The organism is Paraburkholderia sp. BR10954 (genome assembly GCF_040965775.1).
GTDB classification, from domain to species: Bacteria; Pseudomonadota; Gammaproteobacteria; order Burkholderiales; family Burkholderiaceae; genus Paraburkholderia; species Paraburkholderia youngii.
The window spans coordinates 1-3,578 of record NZ_JBFRCK010000126.1 but is presented as its reverse complement, the minus strand read 5'-3'; the positions used below and the strand labels follow the sequence as shown (position 1 = coordinate 3,578).

The window sequence follows — 3,578 nt, the reverse complement described above, 5'->3', positions numbered from 1 at the left end:
GGCCCGCGTCGTGCAACAGGTCCGCGCGCACGAGCTTCCACTCGCCGGTCAGCGTATCGACGACGACCTCCGACACCGCCGCGCCATACGCGAAGTAATAGAACGGATGACCGGTCAGCGTCTTCGCATCCCAATGCACTTTCGGCGTCGCGTAGAAGCCGTCCGACCACAACTGCACGCGCGCGAGATACGCGGCGTTGACGAGCTGTTCGAACGGCAGCGCGCCACCGTTCACCGATACGCTGCCGCGCGCGAACTGCACGTCGCTCGCGTCGCCGCCGAGTTGGCGCGCCGCGACTTCGGCGAGCCGTGCGCGGATCGTCTGCGCGGCGGCAACGGCTGCCATGCCGTTCAGATCGCTGCCGGTGGAAGCCGCGGTCGCGGAGGTGTTGGCGATCTTCGAGGTATCGGTCGCGGTCACCCGCACGCGCGATAACGGCAAGCCGAACTGATTCGCGACCACCTGCGCGACCTTCGTGTTGAGCCCCTGGCCCATCTCGGTGCCGCCGTGATTGACGAGCACGGAGCCGTCCTTGTACACGTGCACGAGCGCACCGGCCTGATTCAGGAACGGCACGTTGAACGAGATGCCGAACTTGACCGGCGAAAACGCGAGGCCGCGTTTGAGCACGGGACTCTTCGCATTGAATTCGGCGAGCGCCGCGCGCCGCGCGCGGTAGTCGCTCGAAGCGAGCAGCGCGTCGGTCAGCGGCGCGATGATGTTGTCTTCGACGCGCTGTCCGTACGGCGTCGTATCGCGCTCGCCAATGCCGTAGTAATTCGCGAGCCGTACGTCGAGCGGATCGAGCCGCAACTCGCGCGCGATGCCGTCGAGCAGCACCTCCATCACGAGCGCACCCTGCGGTCCGCCGAAGCCGCGAAACGCGGTGTTCGACTGTGTATTGGTCTTGCAGCACAGCGCGACGATATCGACGTCGGGCAGGTAGTACGCGTTGTCGAAGTGGCATACCGCGCGCGTCGCGACCGCGCCCGACAGATCCGCGGAGTAGCCGGCGCGCAGCGCGATTTCGACGCGCACGCCGAGCAGGCGGCCCTGATCGTCGAAGCCCGCCTCGTATTCGTAGACCGCGTCGTGGCGCTTGCCGGTGATCAGGAAGTCGTCGTCGCGATCGGCGCGCAGCTTGACCGGCCGACGCAAGCGTTGCGCGGCGAGCGCGGCCACGCACGCGAATAGCGCCGATTGCGATTCCTTGCCGCCGAAGCCGCCGCCCATGCGCCGGCATTCGCACACGACGTTATGCGCGGGCCAGTCGAGCATATGCGCGACCACCTGCTGCATTTCGCTCGGATGCTGCGTCGAACTGTAGACGAGCATGCCGTCCATCTCCTTCGGCACCGCATAGGCGATCTGGCCTTCGAGATAGAACTGCTCCTGGCCGCCGACCTCGAACGTGCCGGCCAGCCGATGCGGCGCGGCGGCGATCTTCGCGTCCGGATCGCCGCGCCGCAGATGCAGCGGCGGCAGCACGAACTGCTTCGCGGCTTTGGCATCGGCGGCTGTGAGGATCGCGTCGAGCGGCTCGTAGCGGATCACGTCGTCGCTTTTCGCGAGCGCGGCCGCGCGGCGGGCGAGCTCGTGAGTTTCGGCGATCACCGCGAAGACCGGCTGGCCCAGGTACAGCACTTCGCCGTCGGCGAGAATCGGATCGTCGTGCAGCACCGGGCCGCAATTGTTTTCGCCGGGGATATCGTCGGCGCTCAGCACCGCGATCACACCGGGCGCGTTTCTGACCGCGGCGAGATCCATCGACACGATCCGCGCATGCGCATGCCGCGATAGGCCGAGCGCCGCGTGCAACGTGCCGTGCAGCTCGGCGATATCGTCGGTGTAGGTCGCTTCGCCGCTCACGTGCAGCGCGGCGGATTCGTGCGGCAGCGGCACGCCGATCGACGCGCTGCTACTGCCATCGTTAGGCGTCGCATCGCGTTGATCGGCACGCTCGCCCGCGCGTTCGATAAAGGCATCGGTCCGGTTCATCACGGCGACTCCTTCGCGACGGCGGTGTCCGCTTCGAACGCGAACGCGTTGACATCGCAGAGCGCGAGCGGCGCGTCGTCGCGCGTTTCGAGATAGAAGCGCCACAGCAGATTGCGCGCGACCTTCAGCCGATACGCGCTCGATGCGCGCATGTCGGTAAGCGGCTGGTAATCGGCGGCGAGCGCGTCCATCGCTCGGCGGGCGGTCTCATCGTTCCACGCCGCGCCGTCGAGCATGGCTTCGGCATGCGCGGCGCGCTTCGGTGTCGCCGCCATGCCGCCGAACGCGACGCGCGCCGCGCGGATCGTGCCGTCTTGCGCGACGTGCAGCGCAAACGCCGCGCACACCGCCGAGATGTCCTGGTCGTAACGCTTCGCCACCTTGTAGGTGCGAAACCGCAGCGCGCCTGCCGGGCGCGGCACGCGCAGCGCGCTGACGAATTCGCCGGCCGCGAGCGCGGTCTTCTGATAGCCGAGGTAGAACGCGTCGAGCGGCAGCGTGCGGGTCGTGCGATCGCGGCGCAGCTCGACCTCGGCGCCGAGCGCGAGCAGTGCCGGCATCGAATCGCCGATCGGCGAGCCGTTCGCGATGTTGCCGCCGAGCGTGCCCGCATTGCGGATCGGCAGCGAGGCGAAGCGCGTCCATAGTTCGGCGAGCTCGGGATAGTCGGCGGTGAGCGCCGCGTACGCGTCTTCGAGCGTGGCCGCCGCGCCGATCGTCAGCGTTTGCGCGTCGCGCGCGATCGTCTTCAACTCGGCGACGTTGCCGATGTACAGCAGGTCGCCGAGATCGCGAAACTGCTTGGTGACCCACAAACCGACGTCGGTGCTGCCCGCGACGATGCGCGCGTCCGGATGCTGCGCGCGCAGCGTCGCGAATGCGTCGAGTGTGAGCGGGGCGTGGAAGGTGGGTGAGCCGAACGCGGCGCCACGGGTGTCGGGGGCGCTGTATTCGAACGTGTCTTTGCGCTGCAGTGTGCGCAGCGTGGCCGCGACCGCATCGCGGTCGAGCGCGACGCGCGGATGCTGCGCGTAGTCGAACATCTTCTGCGCGGCATCGATGATCGGCCGGTAGCCGGTGCAGCGGCACAGATTGCCGGACAGCGCGGCGTCGATTTCGTCGCGGGTCGGCAGGCCGGCGCTGGCGGGCTGGTTTTCGTAGAGCGCCCACATCGACATCACGAAGCCGGGCGTGCAGAAGCCGCATTGCGAACCGTGACAGTCGACCAGCGCCTGCTGCACCGGATGCAGCGCGCCGTTCGCGGCGCGCAGACCTTCGACGGTGAAAAGGGCGCGGCCGTCGAGCGTCGGCAGAAACTGGATGCAGGCGTTGACCGCCTTCAGCGTGAGCTCGCCGCGCGCGTCGAGTTCGCCGATCACGACCGTGCACGCGCCGCAGTCGCCTTCCGCGCAGCCTTCCTTGGTGCCGGTGCAGCGCAGATCCTCGCGCAGGTGCTGCAGCACGGTGCGCGTCGCCGGAACGCCCGCGACCTCGCGGACGGACCCCTGGTGATAGAAGCGGATGGTTTGCGTTGTCATGGCGGATCGGAAGACAGTGCGGACCGGGCGCGCGTTACGCA

The 3,578-nt window shown here is 68.2% G+C and carries 2 protein-coding genes; both read right to left on the bottom strand.

Annotated elements, in window-relative coordinates; translation table 11 throughout:
- Nucleotides 1-1,999, bottom strand: a 1,999-nt coding sequence (gene xdhB, locus AB4Y34_RS41130) for a xanthine dehydrogenase molybdopterin binding subunit (protein ID WP_368719225.1), incomplete at its 3' end; no start/stop codon positions are given.
- On the bottom strand, nt 1,999-3,537 hold the full coding sequence (gene xdhA / locus AB4Y34_RS41125) for a xanthine dehydrogenase small subunit (protein WP_368719224.1): 1,539 nt from the start codon (nt 3,535-3,537) through the stop codon (nt 1,999-2,001). The genes xdhA and xdhB, both read right to left, overlap by 1 nt.
- Nucleotides 3,538-3,578: the final 41 nt, after the last annotated feature.

Excerpts from the sequence above, each read along its gene's own strand:
- xdhA (WP_368719224.1), bottom strand. The coding sequence starts at position 3,537 with ATGACAACGCAAACCATCCGCTTCTATCACCAGGGGTCCGTCCGCGAG.